Source organism: Geodermatophilus amargosae (assembly GCF_900116515.1).
GTDB lineage: Bacteria > Actinomycetota > Actinomycetes > Mycobacteriales > Geodermatophilaceae > Geodermatophilus > Geodermatophilus amargosae.
In genome coordinates this window covers 48,723-70,007 of the sequence record NZ_FPBA01000008.1, presented here as the reverse complement: position 1 = coordinate 70,007, position 21,285 = coordinate 48,723, and the positions used below count along the sequence as shown (strand labels likewise).

At 75.9% G+C, this 21,285-nt stretch carries 19 protein-coding genes and 1 pseudogene; 9 read left to right on the top strand and 11 right to left on the bottom strand.

The genetic code is table 11. The features are described from left to right. Positions 1-35: 35 nt before the first annotated feature. Together BM414_RS12755 and BM414_RS12750 are read left to right on the top strand one after the other, a co-directional pair. Complete coding sequence (locus tag BM414_RS12755) at positions 36-791, top strand: SDR family oxidoreductase (RefSeq protein WP_093579817.1); 756 nt, start codon at positions 36-38, stop codon at positions 789-791. Between the two features lie 89 nt (positions 792-880). Then, positions 881-1,786, top strand: coding sequence for a DMT family transporter (locus BM414_RS12750; RefSeq protein WP_245784686.1), 906 nt, complete (start codon positions 881-883; stop codon positions 1,784-1,786). A 101-nt stretch (positions 1,787-1,887) separates the two neighbouring features. On the opposite strand, the pseudogene BM414_RS31815 reads toward BM414_RS12750, so the two are convergent. The 4 genes and pseudogenes from BM414_RS31815 to BM414_RS12735 all read right to left on the bottom strand — a co-directional run. After that, a pseudogene (locus BM414_RS31815) lies at positions 1,888-2,097 on the bottom strand (pyridoxamine 5'-phosphate oxidase family protein); the annotation flags it as partial. 8 nt (positions 2,098-2,105) lie between these two features. Continuing rightward, positions 2,106-2,234, bottom strand: a complete 129-nt coding sequence (locus BM414_RS31370; protein WP_281246726.1) for a hypothetical protein — start codon at positions 2,232-2,234, stop codon at positions 2,106-2,108. Positions 2,235-2,274: 40 nt separating this feature from the next. Continuing rightward, entirely contained in the window at positions 2,275-3,189 is a 915-nt protein-coding gene (locus tag BM414_RS12740) for a DUF998 domain-containing protein (RefSeq protein WP_093579815.1), read from the bottom strand. 12 nt (positions 3,190-3,201) lie between these two features. After that, positions 3,202-3,615 (bottom strand): hypothetical protein, encoded by a 414-nt coding sequence (locus BM414_RS12735; RefSeq protein ID WP_093579932.1) that lies wholly within the window; start codon positions 3,613-3,615, stop codon positions 3,202-3,204. Between the two features lie 33 nt (positions 3,616-3,648). Between BM414_RS12735 and BM414_RS12730 the strand changes: the two genes are divergently transcribed. Then, complete coding sequence (locus BM414_RS12730; protein ID WP_245784684.1) at positions 3,649-4,884, top strand: MFS transporter; 1,236 nt, start codon at positions 3,649-3,651, stop codon at positions 4,882-4,884. Positions 4,885-4,933: 49 nt separating this feature from the next. Here the strand turns inward: BM414_RS12730 and BM414_RS12725 are convergent, their stop codons facing one another. Together BM414_RS12725 and BM414_RS12720 are read right to left on the bottom strand one after the other, a co-directional pair. After that, positions 4,934-5,137 carry a hypothetical protein gene (locus tag BM414_RS12725; protein WP_093579814.1) on the bottom strand — a complete coding sequence of 68 codons (204 nt, stop codon included), beginning with the start codon at positions 5,135-5,137 and terminating at the stop codon, positions 4,934-4,936. Between the two features lie 75 nt (positions 5,138-5,212). After that, positions 5,213-5,515, bottom strand: a complete 303-nt coding sequence (locus BM414_RS12720; protein ID WP_245784683.1) for a hypothetical protein — start codon at positions 5,513-5,515, stop codon at positions 5,213-5,215. A gap of 221 nt (positions 5,516-5,736) precedes the next feature. On the opposite strand from BM414_RS12720, the gene BM414_RS12715 reads away from it, so the two are divergent. Continuing rightward, positions 5,737-8,367, top strand: a complete 2,631-nt coding sequence (locus BM414_RS12715) for an ExeM/NucH family extracellular endonuclease (RefSeq protein WP_245784682.1) — start codon at positions 5,737-5,739, stop codon at positions 8,365-8,367. Positions 8,368-8,436: 69 nt separating this feature from the next. On the opposite strand, the gene malQ is transcribed toward BM414_RS12715, so the two are convergent. Further along, a complete protein-coding gene (gene malQ / locus BM414_RS12710) occupies positions 8,437-10,326 on the bottom strand; it encodes a 4-alpha-glucanotransferase (protein ID WP_093579812.1) in 1,890 nt (629 codons plus the stop codon). Between the two features lie 104 nt (positions 10,327-10,430). Here malQ and BM414_RS12705 point away from each other — a divergent pair, with 104 nt between their 5' ends. The 5 genes from BM414_RS12705 to BM414_RS12685 all read left to right on the top strand — a co-directional run bounded on the left by BM414_RS12705 (position 10,431) and on the right by BM414_RS12685 (position 15,700). Beyond that, the gene (locus tag BM414_RS12705; protein WP_093579811.1) at positions 10,431-11,351 is read left to right on the top strand and encodes a helix-turn-helix domain-containing protein; all 921 of its coding nucleotides are present in this window, start codon (positions 10,431-10,433) and stop codon (positions 11,349-11,351) included. Positions 11,352-11,356: 5 nt separating this feature from the next. Further along, positions 11,357-12,019 (top strand): hypothetical protein, encoded by a 663-nt coding sequence (locus BM414_RS12700; RefSeq protein ID WP_139245834.1) that lies wholly within the window; start codon positions 11,357-11,359, stop codon positions 12,017-12,019. A 61-nt stretch (positions 12,020-12,080) separates the two neighbouring features. Beyond that, positions 12,081-13,154, top strand: coding sequence for a TIGR03885 family FMN-dependent LLM class oxidoreductase (locus tag BM414_RS12695; protein ID WP_093579809.1), 1,074 nt, complete (start codon positions 12,081-12,083; stop codon positions 13,152-13,154). A 78-nt stretch (positions 13,155-13,232) separates the two neighbouring features. After that, complete coding sequence (locus BM414_RS12690; protein ID WP_093579929.1) at positions 13,233-14,906, top strand: alpha-amylase family protein; 1,674 nt, start codon at positions 13,233-13,235, stop codon at positions 14,904-14,906. A 158-nt stretch (positions 14,907-15,064) separates the two neighbouring features. Next, positions 15,065-15,700, top strand: a complete 636-nt coding sequence (locus BM414_RS12685) for a hypothetical protein (RefSeq protein WP_245784681.1) — start codon at positions 15,065-15,067, stop codon at positions 15,698-15,700. Positions 15,701-15,710: 10 nt separating this feature from the next. Here the strand turns inward: BM414_RS12685 and BM414_RS12680 are convergent, their stop codons facing one another. The 4 genes from BM414_RS12680 to BM414_RS12665 form a co-directional block, all read right to left on the bottom strand. Continuing rightward, the gene (locus BM414_RS12680) at positions 15,711-16,451 is read right to left on the bottom strand and encodes a hypothetical protein (protein WP_093579808.1); all 741 of its coding nucleotides are present in this window, start codon (positions 16,449-16,451) and stop codon (positions 15,711-15,713) included. A gap of 116 nt (positions 16,452-16,567) precedes the next feature. Then, positions 16,568-17,332 carry a sulfite exporter TauE/SafE family protein gene (locus BM414_RS12675; protein ID WP_093579807.1) on the bottom strand — a complete coding sequence of 255 codons (765 nt, stop codon included), beginning with the start codon at positions 17,330-17,332 and terminating at the stop codon, positions 16,568-16,570. Beyond that, positions 17,329-18,102 carry a sulfite exporter TauE/SafE family protein gene (locus tag BM414_RS12670; RefSeq protein ID WP_093579806.1) on the bottom strand — a complete coding sequence of 258 codons (774 nt, stop codon included), beginning with the start codon at positions 18,100-18,102 and terminating at the stop codon, positions 17,329-17,331. The genes BM414_RS12675 and BM414_RS12670 overlap by 4 nt, the downstream gene beginning before the upstream one ends. 250 nt (positions 18,103-18,352) lie before the next feature. Continuing rightward, complete coding sequence (locus tag BM414_RS12665) at positions 18,353-20,917, bottom strand: DEAD/DEAH box helicase (RefSeq protein ID WP_093579805.1); 2,565 nt, start codon at positions 20,915-20,917, stop codon at positions 18,353-18,355. Positions 20,918-21,285 lie beyond the last annotated feature (368 nt).

Here is a 21,285-nt window from a genome sequence, read left to right as displayed (position 1 = left end):
GGATCGGGAAGGACCGGTCCGGCCAGACTGCACCCATGGACGTCGTGGTCACCGGGGGCAGCAGTCCGCTCGGCCGGGTCCTGGTCCCGTCGCTGCAGGCGGCCGGGCACCAGGTGCGGCAGATGTCGCGGCGGGGGGCGGGGCCGGGCGGCGTGCGCGCCGACCTGGCCACCGGCCGCGACCTGGCGGCGGCGGTCCGTGGCGCCGAGGTGGTCGTGCACGCGGCCAGCGACCCGCGCGGGAACCCGTGGGAGGTCGACGTCGCCGGCACCCGGCGGCTGGTGCAGGCGCTGGACCGCGACCGGCTGCAGCACCTGGTCTACGTCTCGATCGTCGGCGTCGACCGGGTGCCCTGGAACTACTACCGGGCCAAGTACGCCGCCGAGCAGGTGCTGCTGGCCTCCGGGCTGCCGGTGAGCCTGGTGCGGGTCACCCAGTTCCACCACTTCATCGACGGGATGATGGCGACCGCCCGCCGCGGGCCGGTGCTGATCGTGCCGATGGGCTGGAGCGCCGCACCGGTGGACGTCGCGGAGGCGGCGGGGTTCCTCACCGAGGTCGCCGCGTGGCCGGCCGCCTCCGACGTCGTCGAGTTCGGCGGGCCCGAGGACCTCGCCGCGGCGGACATCGCCCGCGCCTGGGCAGCGGCCCGCGAGCCGAACACGCGCGTGGTGGCCACCCCGCTGCCGGGCAAGCTGTCCGCGGCGTTCCGCGAGGGCGGCGTGCTGCCCGGCCCGCGGGCCGCCCGCGGCCGGCGCACCTATGCCGAGCACCTCGGCGTCCGGCACTGACCGCAGCGCGCCTGCCGTTCTCCGCAGCGTGAGCGCCAGGTCCGGAAAGCGCCGGTGTCGCGCCCCGGGGGCGACCTAGGGTCCGGTCCGTGCCCGCCCGCCCGATGTCCCCGCCGGTCCTCGCCGCCGTCGTCGTCACCGTCCTCGCCTGGGCCTCGGCCTTCATCGCCATCCGGGCGGTCGGCGCCGACCTCTCGCCCGGCGCGCTGGCGCTCGGCCGGCTGCTGGTCGGGACGGCGGTGCTCGCGGTGCTGTCGCTGGGCCGCGGCTGGGTGGCCCCGACCCGCGGGGAGTGGGGCCTGCTGGCGGTCTGCGGGATCGGCTGGTTCGCCGTCTACAACGTGGCGCTCAACGCCGCCGAGCGGCGCCTCGACGCCGGGACGACGGCGATGCTGGTGAACATCGGCCCGATCCTCATCGCCGTCCTGGCCGGGGTGTGGCTGCGGGAGGGCTTCCCGCGCTGGCTGGTGGCCGGCCTCGCCGTCGCCTTCGCGGGGGTGCTGCTCATCGGGCTGGCCGGGCGGGGGAGCGGCGGCGACCTGGTCGGCGTGCTGCTGTGTCTCGTCGCGGCGGTGACCTATGCCGTCGGGGTGGTGGCGCAGAAGCCGGTCCTGCGCCGGCTGCCGCCGCTGCAGGTGACCGCGACCGCCTGCGCGATCGGCACGGTGTGCTGCCTGCCGTGGGCGGGGGCGCTCGCGTCGGACCTGGCCGCGGCGCCCGCGTCGTCGGTGCTCGGGATGGTCTACCTCGGCGTCGTGCCGACGGCGCTGGCGTTCAGCACCTGGGCCTACGCGCTGGCGCGCACCGCGGCCGGCCGGCTCGGCGTCACCACCTACCTGGTGCCGCCGCTGGTGGTCCTGCTGTCGTGGCTGCTGCTCGACGAGGTGCCGCCGGCGCTGGCCGTGGCGGGCGGGGTGGTCTGCCTGGCGGGGGTGGCGGTGTCGCGGCGGCGGAGCCCGGACCGGCCCGCACCCGTCGCAGCCGCTCGGAGGTAGGCGCGGGGGTCCACGGCCGGCGGCAGCTCGCCCGGCACGATCCGCCGGCCGGTGACCGACGTCGGGATGAGTCGCAGCCACCGCCCGTGCTCGCCGGGCGCCCAGGGCGTCACCCCGGTGGCCTCGGTCCGCGCGACGATGTCGGCCCGGTGCTCGGGCCCGACCTCCTCGGCGACGGCGCGCACCAGCACGCTCCACCCGCTGCGGGTGCGCCGGTCGATCTCGTCCACCTCGAAGGTGACGTCGGCGTGGTCGGCGGCGGTCAGCTTGGTGCGGGGAGCGGTGCGGATGACCACCGTCGTCCTGTCCATCGCGTAGTTCACGGGGAAGACCAGCGGTGGTGCTCGGCGTTGACCGCGAGCCGGCCGATCTCCTGGCCGGCCAGCAGCCGGTGGCACTCGTCGACGGGGATCTCCTGCTTCGTGGGCGCGGCCTCCTCGGCGGCCACGTCCCCATGGTGGGCGTGACCGGGAACGGCCGCGACCGGTTCAGCGCTCGCGGCGGCGGCGCGGCCCGGCCCAGGGGTCGTCGGGGTCCAGGTCGTCGTCGTGCAGGTCGTCGTGGTGCAGGTCGTCGTGGTGCAGGTCGTCGTGGTGCAGGTCGTCGTGGTGCAGGTCGTCGTGCACGCCGTCGTGCACGCCGTCGTGGCCGGCTGCGGTCCCCGGGGACTGGGCCGCGCGGCGGGCGGCGGCCTCCAGCGCGTCGTCCCGCTCGGCGGCGCGGCGGGCCCGCTCGAGCCGTTCCCGCTCGCGCTCCTGGACCTTCAGCCGGCGCCGGCTCGGGCGGTCGGCGTCCGGCTCGGGCCGGGTGCGGCTGAGCCACCACAGCGACGGGCCGGTCAGCGCCAGCGCGATCGGCAGCACGTAGGCCGCCGCGCGCTCGGTGCCGCCCTCGCCGAAGAAGCCCACCACCCCGGCGCCGTAGAAGACCGTCATCGCGGTGGCGAACAGGCCCATCACCGCCAGCGTCGTGCCCAGCGCCTCCGACCAGGGCCGCACGGCGTAGGCCAGCGCCATCACCCCGAGCCCGCTGCCGACCAGGTAGAGGACGGCGCCGGCGGTGTGCAGGGCCGGCGAGGTCAGCCGCGGGAAGACGCCGACCAGCAGCACCCCGAGCGCGGCGACGCCGAGCAGCGCCACCGCGGGCCGCGCCGCGCGCCCGCGCAGGACCGGCAGCAGCGCCACCGCCCCCGCGCCGATCAGGCCGGCCTGCACCACGAAGGACGCGTTCATCAGCGAGGAGGCCGGCTGGACGGCGTCGCCGAGCGCGCTGATGACGTCGGCCGACCGCGAGTACGGCAGGACCGACCGCAGCTGGGCGACGGTCTCGACGACGAAGAACTGCAGGGTCAGCAGCCAGGCGACCGCGCCCCAGGGGATCCGCTTGCTCGGCACACCGCCCATGGTCCCAGCCGCTCAGGCGAGGGAGCCGAGGACGGCGGCGTACTGGGCGGGGGTGAGGTAGGAGGGGTTGCTGCCGGCCGGCATCCGCAGCACCTCGGCGTGGCGGGCGACCGGGTCGGCCAGCAGCTCGCTGCGCGGCACGGGCGCGGCGAGCAGCGTCAGCCGGACGGGGACGACCGGGCCGCCGGCGTCCTCGCCGACCTCCCCGGCGAGTTCCCCGACGGCGTGCACACCGGGCCGATCGGCGCCGCTGAGCCACAGCAGGCACGGCGCGCCGGGGCTCATGAGCCCCAGCCGGTAGGAGCGGCGCAGGCACCGGGAGAACGTCGCGGCCTGCCCGGCCCGCCACCCGGGGACGACGACCTCGGGCGGCCGCGCGGTCTTGACGACCCAGCAGGCGACGTCGGCGGGCTGGAGGCGGGCCACGGGTCCATCCCAGCAGCCCGGCACGATGGGCGCGTGCCGGCCCTGTCCGACCCCGGGGAGGGGCCGCTGCCCCGCGGCCACCGGGCGGGGGACCCGGCGCTGCGCCGCGCGTCGTGGGCGGTGTTCCTCGCCGGCCTCGCGGTGTTCGCCATCCTCTACGCGCCCCAGGCGCTCCTGCCCGAGCTGACCCGCGCCTTCGCCGTCTCCCCGGCGGCCGCGACGCTGTCGGTCTCGGTGGCGACGGCCGGGCTGGCCCTCGGGCTGCTGGTGCTCGGCCCGCTGTCGGACCGGATCGGCCGCACGTCCGTGCTGCGGGCCGCGCTGGCCGGCTCGAGCGGCCTGGCGGTGCTCACGGCGGCGGCACCGGCGTGGGAGGTGCTCCTCGCACTGCGCGGCCTGCAGGGGTTCGCGCTGGCCGGGCTGCCCGCCGTCGGCGTGGCCTACCTGCGGGAGGAGCTCGACGCGTCGGTGAGCTCGCGGGCGATCGGGCTGTTCGTCGGCGGGACGGCGATCGGCGGGCTCAGCGGCCGCGTGGTCGCCGGCGCCCTGGCCGACCTCGGCGGCTGGCGGGCCGCCCTGGGCGGGATCGCCGGGCTGGCGGTCGCCTGCACGGTGGCGGTGTGGGTGCTCCTGCCGGCGTCGCGCCGCTTCGTGCCGGTGCCGCGGCAGACCCCGGTGCTGCGGCAGCTCGCCCGCGGCCTCGGCGACCCGGTGCTGCTCGGGCTCTACGCGCTGGCGGCGCTGCTCATGGGCGGCTTCGTCGCGGTCTACAACGCGGGCACCTTCCGGCTGGAGGCCGAGCCCTACGGCCTGTCGCCCACGCTGGCCGGGCTGGTCTTCCTGACCTACCTGCTCGGGTCGGTGGCCTCACCGGTGGCCGGGGACCTCGCCGAGCGGGCCGGACGGCGGGTGGTCGTCCCCGTGGGACTGGTGCTCACCGCGGCCGGCCTGGCCCTGACGCTGGCCGCGCCGCTCGCGCTCTTCGTCGCGGGCCTCGCGGTGCTGACCGTGGGGTTCTTCGCCGCGCACGGTGTGGCCAGCGGCTGGGTCGCCGCGCGCGCCGCGCTGGGGGAGCGGCCGGTCGGGCAGGCCGCCTCGCTGTACTCGTTCTGGTACTACGTCGGGTCCTCGGTGGGCGGCACGCTGGCCGGGCGGGCCTGGGCGGCCGCCGGGTGGCCGGGCGCGGTGGCGGTGGCGGGCACCGGCATCGGCGGCGCGCTGGTCCTGGCCCTGCTGCTCGGCCGCAGCGCCAGCCTCGGACGCGGCTGACGGCGGGTGCCGGGGAGGTCCCCGGCGCCCGCCGTCAGCGGTGCGGTGCTCAGTCGGTGGCGGCGTGGGACTCCGCGCCGGCCGGGTCGGCGTCGTCGGAGCCGACGGCCTGCCGCTCCTGCTCGGTGCGGTGCTGCAGCGCCTCGTCGTTGGGTCGCGGGTCGGCCTTGCCGTGCGCCTGACGGTCGCGCGGCGCCGCCTCCTCGGTGTCCATGACGTCGTCGAGGGTCGGGCGGTCGGGTGGGGTGGTCATCGCGGTACCTCCGCTGCGTCGTCGTCGATCGGTGTCGACGGGAGGCCATAGCCGACGGGCGGTCGGGGAAACACCTCAGCGCTGTTCGAGGGACCCCGCCGGGAACCAGGCCTCGACGAGGACCGCGCCGTGCGGGCCGGGGACGGCGTAGGCCACCCGGCCCTGCCAGCCGCCGGAGTGCTGGCGCCACTCCACCAGCAGTCCGGGGACGGTGCCGTCCCCGCCCGGCGGGGCGTGCACCCAGCAGTGGCGGCCCGCGGCGGCCGTGCGCGGAGGGGGGCGCGGCGGATCCGGTGCGGGGGGCGGCCCGACGCCGGAGTCGGCGGCGCGCTCGCCGAGCGACGGCCGCGACCTGCCCCCGTGCATCCCGCCAGCCACCCGCGCAGTCTGGCACGGCGGCCGAACACGTGTTCGATCAGCAGCGGCCGAGACGTCGGCGCGGCATGGCGGCGTGTCGACACAGCGACACGCCGTCCCGACTGTGATCTGGGTGACACCCCGGGGCGTGAGGCCACATCTTCGTCACGTCGCGTTGGTGGACTGTGCACAGAACGTGCTTAGCCTCGCTCACGTCCCAGCCCCTGCCTGAAGGGTCCTCCGTGCTCTCGTCAACCGGCTCCCGGCGCCTGCTCGCGCGCCGTGCCGTACTCGGCGCAGCCGCCGTGTCGGCCGCCGTCGTGGGTCTCCCGGCGACCGCCTCCGCGGCTCCGCCCACCACGCCCTTCATCTCCGAGATCCACTACGACAACGCCGGTGCCGACGCCGACGAGTTCGTCGAGGTCCACCTGCCGGCCGGGACCACCTCGGCCGGCCTGAGCGTCGTCCTCTACAACGGCAGCGGCGGCGCTGCCTACGCCACGCTCCCGCTCCCGGCCGTGACCGCACCGGCGGACGCGCCGGCGGTGGTGACGGTGAGCGGCCCGGCTGCCGGGATCCAGAACGGCTCGCCCGACGGCGTCGCCCTGGTCCGCGGGGCCGAGGTCCTGGAGTTCCTCTCCTACGAGGGCGTCCTGACCGCCACCGGCGGTCCGGCCAGTGGCCTGACCGCCACCGACATCGGCGTCAGCGAGGCCGGCACCGAGCCGGCCGGCCAGTCGCTGTCGCGCTCCTACGACCCCGCCGCGGATGCCCTCGTCTGGTCGGGCCCGGCGGCCGCCACCCAGGGCGCGGTCAACGCCACGGTCGCGCCGCCGCCCCCGCCGCCGGCCACCACCGCCTGCGACACCACCCCGACGCACGAGATCGGCGCGGTGCAGGGCTCCGGCGCTGCCACCCCGCTGGCCGGCTCGACGGTCACCGTGCGCGGCGTCGTCGTCGGCGACGTGCCGGGCCTGTCCGGGTTCTACCTGCAGGACGCCGACGGTGACGGCGACGCCGCCACCTCCGACGGCGTGTTCGTGTTCAGCCCGGTCGCGGTCGACCTCGGTGACACCGTCGCCGTCACCGGCCAGGCACAGGAGTTCAGCGGCCAGACGCAGATCAGCTCGCGCACCGACGTCGCCGTCTGCGCCGACGGCACCGCGGCCGACCTGCCCGACGCCGCGACCCTCGACCTGCCCGCCGACGACGCCGCCCGCGAGCGGCTCGAGGGCATGCTCGTCGAGCCGGCCGACGCGCTCACCGTCAGCGAGGTCTTCGACCTCACCAGCTTCGGCGAGCTGACCCTCTCGGAGGGCGGCGTGCTCGTGCAGCCCACCGAGGTCGCCCGGCCGGGCACCCCGGAGGCCACCGCCGTGGCCGCCGACAACGCGCTGCGCAGCATCACCCTCGACGACGGGGTCTCCGCCCGGGTCACGGTCGACACCCGCCCGTACCTGAGCCCGGCCACCCCGGTGCGGGTCGGCGACGTGCTGCAGTTCACCGAGCCGGTGGTCCTCGGCTTCGGGTTCGGCGCCTACCGGCTGCAGCCGGCCGACGGCACCGCGGACGGCGTCTTCGCGCCCCAGGACACGCGCACCGCGGCGCCGGACCCGGTGGGCGGCGACGTCCAGCTCGCCACGTTCAACGTGCTCAACTACTTCCTGACCCGCACCGGTCCGGACGCCCGCGGCGCCACCACCGACGCGGAGTTCGGGCAGCAGGCGGCCAAGGAGGTCGCGGCCATCACGGCGCTGGACGCCGACGTGGTCGCCCTCCTGGAGATCGAGGACACCGACTCCACCGGCTACACCCCGGGCAACGCCGACGCCGCGCTCGCCGACCTGGTGGGCCGGCTGAACGCGGCCGAGGGCGGCGCCGTGTGGAGCTACGTGCCCCTGCCGCAGGAGCTCTACGGCGTCGACCGGGACGTGATCCGCAACGGGATCATCTACCGCAACGACGTCGTCCAGCCGGTCGGTGCTCCGGTCGGCCTCGTCGACGAGGCGGTCTGGTACAACGCCCGCGAGCCGCAGGCGCAGACCTTCGTCGAGGACGGCGACGCGTTCACCGTCATCGCCAACCACTTCAAGTCCAAGAGCCCCGGCTCGCCGACCGGCGACAACGTCGACGACGGCGACGGCCAGGGCGAGTGGAACGGTGACCGCGTCCGCCAGGCGGCCTCCCTCGCGGCCTTCGCGGCAGCCATCGAGCAGCGCACCGGCGACCCCGACGTCCTGCTCATGGGTGACCTGAACGCCTACACCCAGGAGGACCCGATCGAGACGCTGCGCCACGCCGGCTTCACCGACCTGGGCGCGGAGTTCGACGAGGGCCGCTACAGCTACGTGTTCGACGCCCTGTCCGGCTCGCTGGACCACGCGCTGGCCACGGAGGAGCTGACGGGCAAGATCACCGACGTCGCGCACTGGAACATCAACTCGGTGGAGTCCTTCGCTTACCAGTACAGCGGTGCGGACGACCTGTACGCGCCGGACCCCTACCGGTCCAGCGACCACGACCTGCTGGTCGTCGGGATCGACCTCGACGAGCGGTGCAGCGGTCTCGTGCCGACGATCCGCGGCACCGCGGGCGACGACGTCCTCCGCGGCACCAACGGCGTCGACGTGATCATGGGTCTCGGTGGCGACGACACCATCACCGGGGGCAACGGCGACGACGTCGTCTGCGGCGGTGCCGGGGACGACACTCTCGCCGGGGAGAACGGCAACGACGTGCTGCTCGGCGGCTTCGGCACCGACACGCTCACCGGTGGCAACGGCGACGACCGGCTCGTCGGCGGTCCGGGCACCGACGCCCTGGACCAGGGCCGCGGCGCCGGCAGCCGCGAGCAGGACGGCGCCGAGTCATGACCCGCACCTGAGGACGCGTCCGGCGCGGCACCCCTCGGGGTGCCGCGCCGGACGCGTGTCGGGGGCCGGCTAGTCGGCGCGGGCCTCCCCGCCGGCCTGCTCGCCGATCGCGTCCTCCTCGGGGTCCGTCGTCGCCGCGACGCCCTCCGCGAGGGTGCGCGCGACCGCCTGCAGCAGCGGGTGCGACGGCAGGTCCTCGACGAGCACCGGCAGGGGCAGCGACCAGTTGGGCCGGTCGGTGGTGCCGGGCACGTTGGGCCGGCGCCGCTCGGCGAGCGCGTCGTCCAGGGTGGCCGACAGCAGCAGCGACGGAGCCCGCGCCAGCAGCTCGTGCGCCCGCTCCACCGCCTTCTCCGTCTTCGCCTTCTTCTTCAGCCCGGGCAGGCGCTCGAGCAGCGACGACCGGCCGCGCTCGAGCTCCTCGTCGGTGCCGGTCCCGTACTCGCGCTGCTCCTCGAGGTCGGCGCCGCTCCACAGCCCGGCCACCGTCGGCAGGTCGTGGGTGGTGATGGCGGCCATCGCCTCCTCGGGCCACTCGGCGGGGTCGTCGTCCTCGAACCACAGCAGGCGGTAGGACAGGATGCCGTGCTCGGCCAGGGCCTCCCGGACGCCGTCCTCCACCGTGCCGAGGTCCTCCCCGACGACGACGGCCTGCGCGCGGTGGCTCTCCAGCGCGACGATGTCCAGCAGGTCCTCGGCCGGATAGCGGACGTAGGCGCCGTCGGCGGCACTGCCGCCGGAGGGCACCCACCACAGCCGGAACAGGCCCATCACGTGGTCGATGCGCAGGCCGCCGGCGCCGGCCATGGTGGCGCGGATCGACTCGACGAACGGCTCGTAGTCCCCCTCCTGCAGCCGCCAGGGCACCAGCGGCGGGGAGCCCCAGTCCTGGCCCTGGGCGTTGAACTCGTCCGGCGGCGCACCCACGGTCGCGCCCTGCGCCAGCACGCCCTGCCAGGTCCACGCGTCGGCGCCGCCGCCGGCCACGCCGATCGGCAGGTCCTGGATGACGGTCATGCCCTCGGTGGCGCGCTCCAGCTGCAGCGACAGGCACCACTGCAGCCAGGCGTGGAAGGCGACGTCGCGCTCGTGCTCGGCGACGAACGAGCCCACCGCGTCGCTGCGCGGGTCGCGCAGCTCCTCGGGCCAGGTGTGCCAGTCCGGGCCGTGGACGTCGGCCAGCGCGCACCACGTGGCCCAGTCCTGCAGCTTCTGCCCCTGGTGCCACCACCAGTCGGGGAAGGCGGCGTCGTCGCGGCCGGTGGCGTCGAAGACCCGGCGCAGCACCTCGCGCTTGCGGGCCCAGGTCGCGTCGCGGTCGATGAGCTCGCCGTCGGACAGCGCGCGGCCGGCCTCGCCGTCGAGGTCCACCCGGTCGGCGCCGGGCACCTCCTCGACCCGCAGGTACACCGGGTTGCGGAAGCGGCGGGTGGCCGGGAGGTAGGGGCTGGCCTCCTGCTGCGGCGTCGGCGCGACGGCGTGCAGCGGGTTGATGAGGACGAAGCCGGCGCCCTGGCCGGCGGCCATCTCGCGGACGGCGCGCAGGTCGGCGAGGTCGCCGATGCCCCAGCTGCCGCGGCTGCGGGTCGCGTAGAGCTGCACCGCCCAGCCCCAGGCCCGGTCCTCGGGCAGCCAGCACCGGCCGGGGGAGACGACCAGCCGGCGCCGCGGCCCGCCGGGCTCCTGCAGCCAGTGGTAGCCGAGGGGGAAGTCGGCCGGCAGCTCCCCGTCGACGTGCCGGGTGGACCCGTCCTCGAGGGTCACCTCGGCCTCGTCGACCTCCAGGACGTCGCCGGGACGGGCGACGATGGGCGCCCGGTGCTCGAGGTCCTCGGGCGGCTCGCCGATCACCTCCCGCAGGCGCTCGATGGTGGCCTGCGCGACCTCGTGTTCCTCGTCGAGGGCGTCGAGCCAGGTGGCGTCGATGCCCCAGCGGTCGGTGCTGCTGGTGCGTGTCACCCCTCGATCCTCGGGTGCGACCGGGGTGATCGCAGCGCAGGACGGACGTGGTGCCGGTCTCTGTCGGTTGACCCTCCACCCGCTGGAGGGTGCAGGGTCGCGGCATGGACGGCGGGGACGCGCGGCTGGCCATCGGCGCCGTGGCCGCCCGGCTGGGCGTGCCGGTGCGCACCGTCCGGTTCTGGACCGACGAGGGACTGGTCGACCCACCGGTCCGCTCGCCGGGCGGCTACCGGCTCTACGACGCCCGCGCCGTCGCCCGCCTGGACCTGGTCCGCACGCTGCGCGGACTGGGGCTCGGACTGCCCGCCGTCCGGGAACTGCTCACCGCCCGCCGGAGCGTGGCCGAGGTCGCCGCCGAGCACGTGCACGCGCTCGACGCGGAGATCCGGCTGCTGCGGCTGCGCCGCACCCTGCTGCGGGCCGTCGCCCGCGCCGGGACCACGACCGAGGGGATGAGGATCGTGTCCGACCTCGCCGCGCTGTCCGCCCGCGAGCGGCAGCAGGTCATCGACGAGTTCGTCGACCGCGCGTTCGCCGGCCTGCCCGCCGACGCGCCCGGCGCCGGCCTGGCCGCCCCCATGCGGTCGCTGCCGGCCGAGCTGGCCGACGAGCCCACCGCGGAGCAGGTCGCCGCCTGGCTGGAGCTCGCCCGGCTCGTCGCCGACGACTCCTTCGCCGCCCGCGTCCGGCAGATGGCGGTGGCCGGTGCCGGCGCCACGCCGGAGGACCCCGACCCCGGGCTGGACGCCGGGCGGATGCAGACGCTCGGCCGGCAGGCGCTGGCCGACGGCGTCGAGCCGGGCAGCCCCGCCGCGGAGGCGCTGGTGGCTGAGCTGCTCGACGACGGCCGGGGGACCGCGCCGGGCCGCCGCGCCGCGCTGGCCGAGCGGCTCGCCACCTTCACCGACGCCCGCGTCGAGCGGTACTGGCAGCTGCTCGGCGTCCTCAACGGCTGGCCGCCGTTCGAGCCGTCGGTGCCGGCCGTCGAGTGGTGGACCGCCGCGCTGCGGGCGGCAGACTGACCCCCGTGGCCGACCGCTGGGCGCTGGTGCACCCGCCCCTGCTCGGGCCCGCCGTCCTCGGGCCGCTGGCCGGCGAGCTGCGCCGGCGCGGCGCGGAGGTCGCCGTCCCCGACCTCCGCAGTCTGGTCCAGGACCCGGCGTCCGCCGGCCCGTCCGCGGCCGGATGGGACCGGCGGTGGGCTGCCGCCGTCGACCCGGCCGACGTCGTCCTCGGGTTCTCCGGGGCCGGCATCGTGCTGCCCGCACTGGCGGCGGCGTGCGGCGCACGGCGGGTCGTGTGGCTCGACGCGGTCCTGCCGCCGGCGTCCGGGCCCGCGGAGTGGCCGGCGCAGGTCCGCGCCCTCGTGGCGTCGCTCGTCGCCGACGACGGCCGGGTGGCCGACTGGACGACGTGGTGGGGCCCCGACGCCATGGGCGAGCTGCTGCCCGACGAGCAGGTGCGCGCCGCCGTCCTCGCCGAGGGGCACCGGCTGCCCGCGGACCTGTGGTCGGTCGGCGTGGCCGTGCCGCCGCTGACCGCCGAGCCCCGGTACGTGCACCTCTCGCCGGCCTACGACGGCGACGCGGCGGCGGCCCGGGCCCGGGGGTGGCCGGTCGCCGGTCATGGGCGGGGCGGCCACCTGGACGTGGCCACCGGGCCCGCCCGGGTGGCCGACCTGCTGGCCTGAGCGGTTGCGGCACCTCCCGGTCCGCCGGGCGCGGGCCGCGGCGCTGCGGTAGGCACGACCGGTGACCGTGATCGGCTTCCACAACTCCCACGAGCAGGTCCACCCCGCCGAGCTGCTGGCCGCCGTCCAGCACGCGGAGGAGGTCGGCTTCACCGCGGCCATGTGCTCGGACCACTTCGCGCCCTGGAACCACGCGCAGGGGCACTCCGGGTTCGCCTGGTCGTGGCTGGGGGCCGCGCTGGCCACCACCGGCCTGCCGTGCGGCGTGGTCAACGCCCCCGGTCAGCGCTACCACCCGGCGGTCATCGCCCAGGGTGCCGCGACGCTCGCGGCGATGTTCCCCGGGCGGTTCTGGATGGCGCTGGGCAGCGGGCAGGTGATGAACGAGCGCATCACCGGCACCCCGTGGCCGCCCAAGCGCGTCCGGGACGCCCGGCTGAGGGAGTGCGTCGACGTCATCCGCGCCCTGCTGGCCGGTGAGGAGGTCACCCACCGCGGGCTCGTCGACGTCGAGCGGGCGAGGATCTGGTCGCTGCCCGAGCAGCAGCCGGCGCTCATCGGGCCGGTGATGAGCGTGCCGACGGCGCGGCGGCACGCCGACTGGGCCGACGGCTTCATCACCATCAACCAGCCGCACGAGACGCTGCGCGAACTGGTCGGCGCCTACCGGGACGCCGGCGGGCAGGGGCGGCTCGTACTCCAGGTGCACCTGTGCTGGGACCCCGACCCGGAGCGGGCGAAGGCGATCGCCTACGACCAGTGGTTCACCAACACCTTCCCGCCGCCGCTGTGCTGGGACCTCGACGGGCCGGAGGCCTTCGAGCTGGCGAGCAGGTACACGCCGCAGGAGGCGGTCGAGGGGGCCGTGCGGGTCAGCTCGGACCTCGGGCAGCACGCCGCCTGGCTCGCGGAGTACGTCGAGCTCGGCTTCGACGAGGTCTACCTGCACCACGTCGGCAAGGAGCAGAAGCCGTTCCTCGACGCGTTCGGCGAGCACGTGCTGCCCCAGCTCGGGGTGACCCGGCCCGAGCCCGCCGTCGCGCTCGACGGTCCCGGCGGGCCGCGCCGCCCCCGGCAGGAGACCGAGCCGGTGCAGCCGAGCGTGCTGCCGGAGGGCCGCCCGCCCGCGCGGTGACCCCGACCGGACGCCGGGGCCATACGGACCTGCGCCGTCCTGTTGCCCCCGCCCGCCGCGATCGACAGGCTCGCCTGCGTGAAGATCACCGACACGGCCGACGTCTGGTGGAAGACGGCGGTCGTCTACTGCCTGGACGTCGAGACCTACCTGGACTGGAACGGCGACGGGTGCGGTGACTTCGAGGGGCTGTCCCAGCGCATCGAGCACCTGGCCGACCTCGGTGTCACGTGCCTGTGGCTGATGCCCTTCTACCCGACCGCCGAGCGCGACGACGGCTACGACATCACCGACTTCTACGGCGTCGACCCGCGGCTGGGCACCCACGGCGACCTGGTGGAGTTCATCCGCACCGCCAACGACCGCGGCATGCGGGTCATCGCCGACCTCGTCGTCAACCACACCTCGGTCCAGCACCCCTGGTTCCAGCAGGGGCGGCGGAGCAAGGACGACCCCTTCCACGACTTCTACGTCTGGCGCGACGACGAGCCCCCGGACACCAGCGACCAGGTCGTCTTCCCCGACCAGGAGGACTCGACCTGGACGTTCAACGAGCCGACGGGGGAGTGGTACCTGCACCGCTTCTACAAGGAGCAGCCCGACCTCGACGTGACCAACCCGCGGGTCCGTGACGAGGTCGCCAAGATCATGGGCTTCTGGCTGCAGCTCGGGCTGTCGGGCTTCCGCGTCGACGCCGTCCCGTTCTTCCTCGAGACCGAGGGCGGCGCCGGCAGCGACGGCTTCGCCGACCCGCACGAGTACCTGCGCGCGCTGCGGTCCTTCCTCGGCCGGCGCACCGGCAGCGGCGTCCTGCTCGGCGAGGTCAACCTGCCGCACGACCAGCAGCGCGACTTCTTCGGCGGCGACGACGGCGACGAGCTGACCATGCTGTTCGACTTCGTCGGCATGCAGGCCATGTACCTCTCGCTGGCCCGCGCCGACGCCGCCCCGCTGGTCGAGGCGCTCACCGAGCGGCCGTTCGTCGACCCGGACAGCCAGTGGGCGACCTTCGTCCGCAACCACGACGAGCTCACCCTCGACAAGCTCTCCGACGACGAGCGCAAGGAGGTCTTCGCCGCCTTCGGGCCCGAGGAGCGGATGCAGGTCTACGGCCGCGGTCTGCGCCGGAGGCTGCCGCCGATGCTCGACGGCGACCCGCGGCGGGTGCGCATGGTCTACAGCCTGCTGTTCTCGCTGCCCGGCACGCCGGTGCTCTTCTACGGCGAGGAGATCGGGATGGGCGAGGACCTCTCCGCCGAGGGCCGGCTCGCCGTGCGCACCCCGATGCAGTGGACCTCGGGCGTCAACGGCGGGTTCTCCACCGCGGATCCCGACCGGCTGCCCGGCCCGGTGGTCAGCGGCGGCTTCGCGCCGGAGTTCGTCAACGTCGCCGACCAGCGCCGCGACGAGGACTCGATGCTGTCGTTCGTGAAGCTGCTCATCCGCCGCTACCGGGAGTCGCCGGAGCTGGGGTGGGGGTCGTTCCGGGTGCTGGAGCAGCCGCACGCCGGGGTCCTGGCGCACGTGTGCGAGTGGGACGACGGCACGCTGCTCGCCGTCCACAACCTCGGGCCCGAGCCCCGCACGGTGCCGCTCACCCTCGACGGCTGCGACGCCTCCCACCGGCTGGAGGACCTGCTGGTCACCCAGTCGACGGCGATCGGCGAGGACGGCGCGGTCGAGCTCACCCTCGACGGATACGGGTACCGCTGGCTGCGGGTCGTGTCGGACGACAGCCGCCGGCTGCTCTGACCGCCGGGCCGGCAGCACGGGTCCGGCGACGCGCGGTCACGCCCGCACGACGGGCCGTGGCCGCGCGCCGCGACGGCCCGGGCGTCGTCCCCCGAGGTCCCGCCGCGCCCGGCTGACCTGCCCGGACCTGTCAGGGATGCGCCCTAGCGTCGGCGGTGATGTCCGAGCCCGTCGTCCCCGCGCCCGCCGCCCCGCCGACCGCGCCGCCCACCGCCCCGGCACCAACCGCGGGCGTCCCCACCGGGTCCGCGCCGCCGACCGCCCCCGTGACGGTCCCGGGACCGACCGGCGCGACCGCCGTCAGCGCGAGCACGGCGCCCGCCGGCCCTGCCGCCCCTGCCCCCGGCGGCACTCCCGGCGGACCGTCCGCGGCGGTCGTGGACGACGGCCCGCACCCCACCGGGCCGGTCACCGGGCGGCCGCCGGCGCCGCCGGCGGTGCGGCCGCGCCGGACCGACCCGCTGACCCGCATGGGCCCGTGGGCGCCGGTCGCCGGTGCCGTCGTCGGCCTGCTCGCCGGGCTGCTGGTCGTGCTGCTGCTCCGGAACCGGGCCGACGCGTTCAGCGAGGGCCTGGCGCTGGTGTTCCTCGTCGTCGGTCTCACCATGCTCGGCGCGGCGGGAGCGCTGCTGGCCGACGAGGTGCGGCTGGTCCGCCGCGGCGCGCGGGAGGCCGCCGTCCGCCCGGCCTGGGTCGAGGCCACCGCGGGGCTGATCAACGGACTCACCCCGGCGCGGCTGCTGCTCGGCTCGAGCGCCTTCGTGCTCTTCCTCGCCGCCTACGTCGCGCGCTGACCGCCGCGCCTCAGCGGTTGCTCTCGTCGCGCAGTTCGGCGGGGTCCAGCCGGCCCTCGACGATGTCCTCGGCGACGTCGTCGACCACCCGGCCGGTGGCGAAGGCGTGCGCGCGCAGCACGGTGAGCGTGTCGACGACGTCGAGGCCGAGCGCCACCGTGGCCTGACCCGTCGCCTGCCACACCCGGCTGCGGCGGCGGGCGGCGGGGGACTCCCACCACCGGGCCCCGCCCTCGTCCGCGGACACCCCGCCCGAGGTGCGCACCAGCTCCTCGGTCAGGCAGAGCACGACCGCCTCGACGTCGTCGCGCGGGACCTGGGTGAGCGTGGCCAGTTCCCGCGCGTAGAGGTCGACGATGACGGTGGGGCCGAGCGGCGGGGCGAGCGGCACCGAGAACACCGCCCGGAACGGCGTCTCGCCGAGCAGCGCGGTGTGCAGGTCGGGCCAGTTGCGGTTGATGTCGTCGAGGTCGAAGACGATCGCGCTGCCGGTGTCGTGGGCGCGCAGGCACGGGCCGTCGCCGGTGGTGAACTGCAGCTGCTCGGCGTGCGAGGTGACGCGGTCGCTCGCGCCGATCGGCGTCCGCAGTCCCGCACCCTCGTGGATGCTCAACGCCACGCCGTCCACGCCGACCGCCTCCGCGGCCGCGCGGGCCAGCCGCGTGGGCACCATCTCCAGGCCGCGCTCCTCGGGCACCGCCGGCTCGCTCAGCGCCTGGAGGAACCGCCCTGCCGCATCCGTCTCCGTCACCGTCTGCCTCCTGTCGTCCCCGATCGCCCGCACAGCCTGCCCGGAACCGGGCCCCGGGCACCACACGGGGTCCTCACCTGGTCCTCACCTGGTCCTCACCGGGTCCTCCGGCTGCCTCAGCGGTAGGCGTCGACGGCCAGGACGGCGGCCAGCGCGAGCCCGGCCAGCGCGATCAGCCGGCGCAGCGCGGTCTGCGGCACCCGGCGCACCACCCGCGGGCCCAGCCGGCCGCCGACGAGGCAGCCCAGCGCCAGCGGGAGGGCCGCACTCCAGGCCACCGGCGACAGCAGCACGAACCCGAGCGCGGCCACCGCGTTGGCCGACCCGAGGACGACGTTCTTCACCGCGTTGCTGCGCGGCAGCCCCTCGCCGGTGCCCAGCAGCACCAGCGCGAGCAGCAGGACGCCGGCCGCGGCGCCGAAGTACCCGCCGTAGACGGCGACCGCGCCGGTGGCGGCGACCAGCCACCACGGGTCCCGGGGCCCGTGCGCCCGGCGGCCCTCGGCGGCGAGCTCCCGCGGCGGCCGCTGCAGCAGGATGGCCACCGCCGCGGCGCCGATGAGCACCGGCACTAGCCGCTCGAACGCCTCGGCCGGGGTGACCAGGAGGAGCGCCGCGCCCCCCGCCCCGCCGAGGACCCCGGCGAGGGCCAGCGGCACCAGCCGCCGGCCCTGCCCGGCCAGTTCGGGCCGCGACGCGCTCACCGACCCGACGCTGGTGAGCACCAGTGCGACGGTGTTGGTGACGTTCGCGGTCACCGGCGGCAGCCCGGTCGCCAGCAGCGCCGGGTAGCTCACCAGTGAGGCCAGCCCGGCGATGCTGCCCGTCAGGCCGGCGCCGACCCCGGCGAGCACCAGCAGCAGCCACTCGACGACGCTCACCGCGTCACCAGCACGCCGATGGCCACGCAGCCCAGCACGACGATCGCCGTCCGCAGGGCCGTCGCGGGCAGCCGGCGCCCGTAGCGGGCGCCCACCACGCCGCCCACCACCGAACCGCCGGCGACCAGCCCGGCGGCGGCCCAGTCGACCCGGTCGGTGGCGACGACGACGTAGGCCACCGCCGCGACGGCGTTCACCGCGGCGCTGAGCACGTTCTTCAGCGCGTTGAGGCGCTGCAGCGGCTCGGCCAGCAGCAGCCCGAACACCCCCACCTGCAGCACCCCCTGGCTGGCGGCGAAGTAGCCGCCGTAGCTGCCGGTCGCGTAGGCGCCCGCCACCAGGCCCGCCAGCCGCCAGCCGCGCGGGGTCGTGCCCGGCTCGGCGTGCCGGGCGGCCAGCCGCCGGGTCAGCAGTGGCTGTACGGCGACGAGCACGACCGCCAGTCCCACCAGCACGGGGACCACGGCCTCGAACGCCGCGGCGGGGAGGGTCAGCAGCAGGACCGCGCCGGTCAGCGCGCCCAGCGCCGAGGCCGGCAGCAGCCGCAGCACCAGGCCGCGCTGCCCGGCCAGCTCGCGGCGGTAGCCCACCGCGCCGCTGACGTTGCCCGGGACCAGGCCCAGCGTGTTGGACACGCTCGCGGTCACCGGCGGCAGCCCGGTGGCCAGCAGCACCGGGAAGGTCACCAGCGTCCCCGACCCGACGACGGCGTTGATCGCCCCCGCGGCGAACCCCGCCGCGAGCACCGCGAGCACCTCGGCGACGGTCATACGTGCAACCACACTGTCGGCCTACCGGCCGACACCGCGGCCAGGTGCCGTCCCCAGGCCGCGCTGAGCCGCTTCCCGTGTCCCCGCCGGGAGAGCCTCCGGCCCCCCGCGACGGGTCCACTCCGGCCGCCTGCCGTCCCTCTGGCCGCGCCGAGCCGCTCCCCGTGTCCCCGCCGGGAGGGCCTCCGGCCCCCCGCGACGGGTCCACCCCGGCCGCCTGCGGTCCCCCCGTCGTGCGGTGCTCCCACCGTCAGTCCCGGCGGCCGGCGTCGACGACGCGCAGGACCAGCTCCCCGGCCTCGTCGGAGGCGGCGAGGTCGACCTCGGCGTCGATGCCCCAGTCGTGGTCGCCGGCGGGGTCGTCGACGATCTGCCGCACCCGCCACACGCCGGGCGTCTCCCTGTCCCACACGAGCAGGGCCGGGCCGCGGGCGTCGGCGCCGGTGCGCACCTCGTCGTGGTCGGCGAAGTAGCCGCGGACCACCTCGCCCCACCGCTCGGCGTCCCAGCCGGAGCCGGCGTCGAGCTCGCCGAGGTCGTACCAGCGGCGCCGCGACCACAGCTGCACGCGGGCGAAGAGGGCGTTGCGGACCATCGCGGTGAACGCCCGCTCGTTGCCGGTGAGCGGCCGCGCCCGGGCCGGGACGGCGACCGGCACGTCCAGCGGTGAGTCCGGGCTGGTCAGCTGCTCCCACTCGTCGAGCAGGCTGGAGTCCACCTGCCGCACGAGCTCGCCGAGCCACTCGACGACGTCGGTGACCTCCTCGGTGCGCGCCGCCGCCGGTACCCCCGACCGCAGCGCCTTGACCGCGTCGGACAGGTAGCGCAGCACCGCGCCCTCGGCACGCGTCAGGCCGTAGGTGCCGACCAGCTCCTTGAACGTCATCGCCCGCTCCCACGTCTCGCGGACGACGGACTTCGGCGAGGGGTGCGCGTCGGCGGCCCACGGGTTGCTGCGCACGTAGACCTCGAAGGCGTGCTCCAGCAGCTCCTCGAGCGGCTTGGGGTAGGTGACGTCCTCGAGCAGCTCGATCCGCTCGTCGTACTCGATGCCCTCGGCCTTCATCTGCGCCACGGCCTCGCCGCGGGCCTTGTTCAGCTGCGCGGCCAGGATCTGCCGGGGGTCGTCGAGGGTGGCCTCCACGACGCTGACGACGTCGAGGGCGAAGGTGTCCGACGCCGGGTCGAGCAGCTCGATCGCGGCCAGCGCGAAGGTCGACAGCGGCTGGTTGAGGGCGAAGTCCGGCGGCAGGTCGACCGTCAGCCGGTGCCGGCGGCCGTCGGGCTCGGGCTCCGGCAGCCGCTCGAGCACCCCGGCCTGCAGCAGCGAGCGGGCGATGCCGACCGCCTCGCGGATGAGCCTCAGCTGCCGCTGGCGCGGCTCGTGGTTGTCCGTGAGCAGGTGCCGCAGCGCCGCCACCGGGTCGCCGGGCCGGTCGACGACGTCGAGCAGCATCGCCGTCGTCACCCGCATGTGGCTGGAGAGCTGCTCGGGCTCGGCGGCGACCAGGCGGTCCATGGTCGCCTGCGACCACGGCACCATCCCCTCGGGCACCTTCCTGCGCACGAGCTTGCGGCGCTTCTTCGGGTCGTCGGCGACCTTGGCGAACTGCCGCAGGTTCTCGACCTCGTGCTCCGGCGCCTGGACGACGACGGTGCCCGCGGTGTCGTAGCCCGCGCGCCCCGCGCGCCCGGCGATCTGGTGGAACTCGCGGGCGTTGAGCAGCCGGGTGCGGGTGCCGTCGTACTTCGACAGCGCGGAGAACACGACGGTGCGGATCGGGACGTTGATGCCGACGCCGAGGGTGTCGGTGCCGCAGATGACCTTCAGCAGGCCGGCCTGGGCGAGCTGCTCCACCAGCCGCCGGTACTTGGGGAGCATCCCGGCGTGGTGGACGCCGATGCCGTGGCGCACCAGCCGCGACAGCGTCGCCCCGAACGCCGAGGTGAACCGGAACCCGCCGATGGCCTCGGCGATCGCGGCCTTCTCCTCCTTGCTGCACACGTTGACGCTCATCAGCGCCTGCGCCCGCTCGAGCGCCTGGGCCTGGGTGAAGTGCACGACGTAGACCGGCGCCTGCCGTGTGTCGAGCAGTTCCTGGATGGTCTCGTGCGCCGGCGTCGTCGCGTAGTAGTGGTGCAGCGGGACGGGGCGCTCGGCACCGGCCACCAGTGCCGTCGGCCGGCCGGTGCGGCGGGTGAGGTCCTCGCGCAACCGGTCGGTGTTGCCCAGGGTGGCGCTCATCAGCAGGAACTGGGCCCGGGGGAGCTCCAGCAGCGGCACCTGCCAGGCCCAGCCGCGGTCGGGGTCGCCGTAGAAGTGGAACTCGTCCATGACGACCAGACCGATGTCGGCGTCGGCGCCCTCGCGCAGCGCCACGTTGGCGAGGATCTCGGCGGTGCAGGCGATGACCGGCGCGCCGGCGTTGACGCTCGCGTCCCCGGTCAGCATGCCCACGTTGGCCGCGCCGAAGACCCCGCACAGGGCGAAGAACTTCTCGCTGACGAGGGCCTTGATCGGCGCCGTGTAGTAGCTGCGCCGCCCGGCGGCCAGCGCGGCGTACTGCGCGCCGGTGGCCACCAGCGACTTGCCCGAACCGGTCGGCGTCGCGAGGACCACGTTGGCCCCGCTGACCAGTTCGATCAGCCCCTCCTCCTGGTGCGGGTACAGCGGCGTGCCGCCGTCGGCCGCCCAGGCGGCGAAGGAGGCGAACAGGTCGTCGGGGTCGCTGCCGCGCGCCCGGAGGGCGGTGAGGTCGCCGGGGTCGTCGAGCAGGGGGAGTGGCGCGGTCCCTGTCGTCGTGGAGGTCGTCATCGTGGGCACCAGCGTGCCCGACGGCGCCGGTCTTCCCGCGGACCGCCCTCGGTCACGAGACGGCAACGACTGCTGCGTCCCCGCATACCTGCTGCCGATCAGGTAAGAAGGTGAACAACGAGTGAACGAGAGGTGGATGGAAGCATGCGCGTAGAGGAACGACCGTTGGTCCGCTGGATCCCCGTCGTCGGCCGGGACGGTCGCCGGCACCTGGAGATGCGCTGGGAGCTGCCCTCGGCCGCGCCGGTGCAGGTGGCCCGCGCGGCCTGACGCTGCCCGGCGCCACGGGTTCGGATCGGGGTGCGCGGGTAGGCGGGACGGCGACGCGACGTGGGGGGAGACGACCCCCGCCGTCGTGCGCCGTCCGC

Bases quoted from the DNA above. Each gene is read 5' to 3' on its own strand.
- BM414_RS12755 (WP_093579817.1), top strand. From the start codon at position 36: ATGGACGTCGTGGTCACCGGGGGCAGCAGTCCGCTCGGCCGGGTCCTG.
- BM414_RS12670 (WP_093579806.1), bottom strand. From the start codon at position 18,102: ATGACCGTCGCCGAGGTGCTCGCGGTGCTCGCGGCGGGGTTCGCCGCG.
- BM414_RS12725 (WP_093579814.1), bottom strand. From the start codon at position 5,137: ATGACCACCCCACCCGACCGCCCGACCCTCGACGACGTCATGGACACC.
- BM414_RS12665 (WP_093579805.1), bottom strand. From the start codon at position 20,917: ATGACGACCTCCACGACGACAGGGACCGCGCCACTCCCCCTGCTCGAC.
- BM414_RS12705 (WP_093579811.1), top strand. From the start codon at position 10,431: ATGGACGGCGGGGACGCGCGGCTGGCCATCGGCGCCGTGGCCGCCCGG.
- BM414_RS12685 (WP_245784681.1), top strand. From the start codon at position 15,065: ATGTCCGAGCCCGTCGTCCCCGCGCCCGCCGCCCCGCCGACCGCGCCG.
- BM414_RS12740 (WP_093579815.1), bottom strand. From the start codon at position 3,189: ATGGGCGGTGTGCCGAGCAAGCGGATCCCCTGGGGCGCGGTCGCCTGG.